Raw genomic sequence first — 4801 nt, 5'->3', positions numbered from 1 at the left:
TTGCGGATCGCGACGAAATACCACCGGCTGGTGCGCACCCACCTGCGCGAGGCGGGCGTCGCCGATTATCAGCTGGTGGACAGCCAGGGCGCCACGGAAGGCACCGTCAAGAACCTGACGGCCGAGCTGATCGCCGACATCACCTCCACCGGCGAGACGCTGCGCACGAACCACCTGAAGATCCTGGACGGACCCCCGGTGCACCGCAGCCAGGCAAAGCTGTTCCGGTCCCGCGTGGCGGAGGTGGGCGCGGCGGACGCGGCCGCGCTTGCTCAGCTGCTGGAGCGGTTGGGGCTGTAGGGATTTCCGCCTTCGGCGAGGATATTTCCGACCAGAAGAAGCGGGGGGTCAACGCACGCCGATATCGGCCAGCGCGGCCAGAAGGGCGGGCGGCAGCGATTCGTCTGCCGCCTGCGCCGCATCCAGATCCGTCGGCGCGACCTCGGGGTCGAGGTAGCGCCAGCCCTGGAACGGGCGGCGCGGCGCGGCCTGGGTCCGGATGACGGCGCTGTCCATCACGATCGCGCACCGCCGGATGCCGTCCTGCCCGACGACCTCATCCAGGCGCAGGATGCGCTGGCGGGCCAGCACGACGCCTTTGAACACCCAGTAGATCGACCCGCCGGCCAGGATTTCCTCCGCCCGTTTCGGCCACATCCGCGTGATGTGGCGGGGCTGGCCGTCGGGGCCCTTGGCGCGTGCGGATTTCTGCCAGGCCAGCAGATCCTCCACGCGCTCCGCCCCGACGCAGAGTTTGATCAGATTGACGAATTTTGCGGCAGGCTGTGGCACGATGAGCCCTAGATGATGCGATGAGGGTGCAAAGATAAGCTACTTCTTGCGAAAGGCAATGGGTGGGGGTACCGTGAACGCCCTTTCCGAATTTGCAACAGGACGCCCTGAGATGACCCGCTTTTCCGCCCCGATCGCCGAGCAAATTTGGGATATGAAATACCGCTTCAAGGATGCCGCCGGCACCCCTCTCGACGTCACCGTGGAAGACAGCTGGCGCCGCATCGCGCGTGCGCTTGCGCAGGTGGAGGCGGAGCCTGCGCTATGGGAGGACCGCTTTTACGCCGCGCTGGAGGGTTTCCGGTTCCTGCCTGCCGGGCGCATCACCTCGGGCGCGGGGACCGAGCGGTCGGTGACGCTGTTCAACTGCTTCGTCATGGGCACGATTCCCGACAGCATGGGCGGGATCTTCGACATGCTGAAGGAGGCCGCGCTGACCATGCAGCAGGGCGGCGGTATCGGCTACGACTTCTCCACCATCCGGCCGCGCGGGGCGGAGGTGCTGGGCGTGGCCGCCGATGCCTCTGGCCCCTTGTCGTTCATGGATGTCTGGGACGCGATGTGCCGCACCATCATGTCGGCAGGCAGCAGGCGCGGCGCGATGATGGCGACGATGCGCTGCGATCATCCCGATATCGAGGATTTCATCACCGCCAAGTCCGACCCCGCCCGGCTGCGCATGTTCAACGTCAGCGTGCTGGTGACGGATGCCTTCATGGCCGCGGTCAAGGCCGACGGGCCGTGGGATCTGGTCTTTGATGGCAAGGTCTATGCCACGGTGCAGGCGCGCGATCTGTGGAACCGGATCATGCGCTCGACCTATGATTATGCCGAACCCGGCGTGATCTTCATCGACCGGATCAACGCGATGAACAACCTCGCCTATGCCGAGACCATCGCCGCCACCAACCCCTGCGGCGAGCAGCCGCTGCCGCCCTATGGCGCCTGTCTGCTCGGCTCGATCAACCTGGCGCGGCTGGTGCGCGATCCCTTCGGCCCCGGCGCCGCGCTGGATGAGGACGCGCTGTCGGATCTGGTCGCCACCGCCGTGCGGATGATGGACAACGTGGTCGACGCCAGCCGCTTTCCGCTGCCCCAGCAGGCCGCCGAGGCCGCCGCCAAGCGCCGCATCGGGCTGGGCGTCACCGGTCTGGCGGACGCGCTGCTGATGGTCGGCCAGCGCTAGGGCTCGCAGGAGGCCGCCGCCGTCACCTCCGCCTGGATGAAGGCCATCGCGCGCGCCGCCTATCTGGCTTCTGCCGATCTGGCCGAGGAAAAGGGCGCCTTTCCGCTGTTCGACGCCGACAAGTACCTGGCCAGCGGCAGCCTGCGCCACATGGACGGCGACGTGCGCGAGGCCATCGCCGCCAAGGGCATCCGCAACGCGCTGCTGACCTCGATCGCGCCCACCGGCACGATCAGCCTTTATGCGGGCAACGTCAGTTCCGGCATCGAGCCGGTCTTTGCCTATGCCTATACCCGCAAGGTGTTGCAAAAGGATGGATCGCGCACCGAGGAGGAGGTCGTCGACTACGCCGTGCAGATGTGGCGCGACCTGAAGGGCGACGCGCCCTTGCCCGAGCATTTCGTCAACGCCCAGACCCTTGCGCCGTTGGATCACGTGCGCATGCAGGCCGCGGCGCAGCCCTGGATCGATTCCAGCATCTCCAAGACCATCAACTGCCCCGCCGACATCAGCTTTGACGATTTCAAGGAGGTCTACATGGCCGCCTGGGATCAGGGCTGCAAAGGCTGCACGACCTACCGGCCGAACGACGTGACGGGGAGCGTTTTGACGGCGAGTGAGGAGGGGGGGAGTGTCACGGCGCGTTTGCAGAAAGCATTTTCTGATTCAGCTTTTGCCACACAAGCCGAACTTGCAAAATCGAGCGGCGTGGATGCCAGCTCTCTTGCGAAATACCTTAAGGGAGTAGAGCCGTCTAAGGCGAATGCTGCGCGCCTTGCTAGTGCTCTTGAGGTTTCTCCCGGCTGGCTCCTTTTCGGCAGCGAACCCGCCCCCGAAGTCATCGCCAACACCGACGCCGAACCCGCCACCCCGCACGGCGATGTCGTCTATATCTCCGAGCCGCTCGACCGCCCCGAGACGCTGGAGGGCAACACCTACAAGCTGCGCTGGCCCAACACCGAACACGCGATCTACATCACCGTGAACGACATCGTGCTGAACGGCCACCGGCGCCCCTTCGAGGTCTTCATCAACTCCAAGAACATGGAGCATTTTTCCTGGACCGTCGCGCTGACACGCATGATTTCGGCGGTCTTCCGGCGCGGCGGCGACGTCAGCTTTGTGGTGGAGGAGCTGAAAGCCGTCTTCGACCCCCGCGGCGGCGCCTGGATGGGCGGCAAATACATCCCCTCGATCCTGGCGGCCATCGGCGGCGTGATCGAGGGCCACCTGATCGCCATAGGCTTCATCGAGGGCGAGGGCATGGGCCTGAAAAGCGACCCCCGGGCGCAGGTCGTGAACCTGGGCCAACCCCAGGGCCCCGCATGCCCCGCATGCGGCGGATACGCGATGCGGATGGTCGAAGGCTGCATGACCTGCGCCGACTGCGGGCATTCGAAGTGTGGTGGGTGACGCGCGTAGTGCTGTTGAAGCGACCACCATAACTTGGCCATCTGATCCGTTCAGATGGCCATTTGACCATCAATTCCTGTCCATCAGGGCGGAGATGTCTGCACAAATCCACGAGCCATCCACATGATCCGCAAGATGTAGTAGGCAATTCGATATATAGTTGACACGACAGTTACACGCGTTATGATAATAATGCTTCGCCGTCATCCTCATCGCCGGGTTCATGCTGAGCGCCGATCCGATGGGGGGGCGGCCTCGGGTCGACGGGCCTCGCGCCCCGACAGCCCGGGTCGGTCGCCGTGACCGAGCATCCCAGCGATGCCGGAAGCGGTCCGTGGAAGCGACAGGCGAGCCCTGCCTCTGAACCGGCCATAGCCCTCCTCGGACTTGAGAAACAGGAGTATCGGATGGTCACTGAGATTACGTTTCGGCTCTGCCTGGGCGCGGCGTGCGCGCAGCCCTTGACACCGGCCAAAAACCGGTATGCTCGTCACAAGGCGAGAATGCGGGCTTCGGCGCCCCCACGCTACACAATGCTGGTCCCTGGGGCTGGCTCTCTGTCGTCGCGGAGTTTTCCTCGGCGACGCTTTACGCCGTCATCCTCATCGCCGGGTTCATGCTGAGCGCCGATCCGATGGGGGGCGGCCTCGGGTCGACGGGCCTCGCGCCCCGACAGCCCGGGTCGGTCGCCGTGACCGAGCATCCCAGCGATGCCGGAAGCGGTCCGTGGAAGCGACAGGCAACTTCAGAGGCAGGACGAGGCTTACCGATGCGTCCGCCAGAGAGAACGAGTGCTCATGGGGAAATTATTCGAACTCTGCCGCAAACAAGAGACGCTCCATAAGGCTTGGCGCAGGATTCGCACGAACGGAGCTCGATCAAAAGCTGAGGAAACCCGCAGTGCGATCGAGGACTTCGAGCGCACTGCAAACAGGGACATATTGCGGATTCAGAGACGGCTTCGTGAGGGAACGTTTGAATTCGACCCGCAGAAAGGTGTCCTGAAAGCGAAAAGCAGCGGCGGCAAGCGCGGCATCGTCATGGCATCTGTCCACAACCGGATTGTTGAACGGGCGCTGCTCGATACCCTACAGGAAAAGGTTGAGGTTGCGCGCCAAGCAGGACGTCAGCAGAGCAGCTTCGGTGGTGTTCCAGATCGTTCAGTCCCACACGCTCTAAAATTTCTGAGTGACGCGTTCAAAAGTGATCATACATTCTTCGTGCGCTCGGACATCTCCGGGTTCTTCGATGGAATTCCTCGCAAGGTAGTGAGCTACCCCCCGAAATTCGGACACTGACATAAGCTACGATTTGCATTCTGCTGATCTTCGACGAGAAGGAGATCAGAGATGTCGAAACGGAAGCAGCACGCGCCTGAGTTCAAGGCGAAGGTCGCGCTGGAAGCCCTAA

2 protein-coding genes and 2 pseudogenes are annotated in these 4801 nt (G+C 63.8%); 3 read left to right on the top strand and 1 reads right to left on the bottom strand.

Features of this window, described 5'->3' with window-relative positions; genetic code table 11:
- Positions 1–300: pseudogene (locus tag ACU0BR_RS06615) on the top strand (ATP phosphoribosyltransferase); the annotation flags it as partial.
- A 48-nt stretch (positions 301–348) separates the two neighbouring features.
- Here ACU0BR_RS06615 and ACU0BR_RS06610 read toward each other — a convergent pair.
- Positions 349–792, bottom strand: a complete 444-nt coding sequence (locus ACU0BR_RS06610; RefSeq protein WP_446156057.1) for a DUF1489 family protein — start codon at positions 790–792, stop codon at positions 349–351.
- A gap of 112 nt (positions 793–904) precedes the next feature.
- Between ACU0BR_RS06610 and ACU0BR_RS06605 the strand changes: the two are divergent.
- Together ACU0BR_RS06605 and ACU0BR_RS06600 are read left to right on the top strand one after the other, a co-directional pair.
- Positions 905–3391 (top strand): annotated as a pseudogene (locus ACU0BR_RS06605) (adenosylcobalamin-dependent ribonucleoside-diphosphate reductase).
- 797 nt (positions 3392–4188) lie between these two features.
- Positions 4189–4689, top strand: a complete 501-nt coding sequence (locus tag ACU0BR_RS06600) for a hypothetical protein (protein WP_446156056.1) — start codon at positions 4189–4191, stop codon at positions 4687–4689.
- The last annotated feature ends 112 nt before the right edge of the window (positions 4690–4801 follow it).

It is taken from the genome of Brevirhabdus sp. (assembly GCF_052826345.1).
This window is presented reverse-complemented; position numbering and strand designations above follow the sequence as displayed.